Annotated in this window: 1 pseudogene; it reads left to right on the forward strand. The window is 61.3% G+C overall.

The window, feature by feature from the left end:
- Window positions 1–499: pseudogene (locus tag E4Q08_RS23965) on the forward strand (ISKra4-like element ISTvi1 family transposase); the annotation flags it as partial.
- Window positions 500–546: the final 47 nt, after the last annotated feature.

Raw genomic sequence — 546 nt, forward strand, 5'->3', positions numbered from 1 at the left:
GGCTTGGATAAGCAGCCAAATCGAGGAACTGTTCGGTACTCAGGGGACCTTCCTGGTCGACTTGTTCCACGTCTGCGAATATCTGACCCCAGCCAGCAAGGTCTGCGCGCCGGATTCTGCCCAGGATTGGGTGGCCTCCCAGAAGGCGCGATTCCTGCTGGGACAGGCCCGCGAGGTGGTTGCAGAGATGAAACTGCACCTCGAACCTGCATCGGTCGATGACCCGCAGGCTCCGGTGCGCGTCGCCTGGCGCTATTTCTCCAACCGACTCGACCAGTTGGACTACCCCCGCGCACTTGCGCTGAATCTGCCCGTCGGCTCTGGCGAGGTCGAGAGTTCTCATCGCTACCTCGTGCAGGCCCGCCTCAAGCGCCCAGGGGCTTGGTGGCGTGCGGACATGGCTCAAGCCATGATCAACCTGCGTGTCATGCGACATAACCAGCTGTGGGAAACCTATTGGGAAAAGCGCTGGGCGGAGCCTCTACGCAGAGCGGCTTAAAACCGAGACTCCCCGTCCAACACTTTCGTTCGCACCCNGTCGAGAAG

Source organism: Candidatus Accumulibacter contiguus (assembly GCF_012940005.1).
GTDB lineage: Bacteria > Pseudomonadota > Gammaproteobacteria > Burkholderiales > Rhodocyclaceae > Accumulibacter > Accumulibacter contiguus.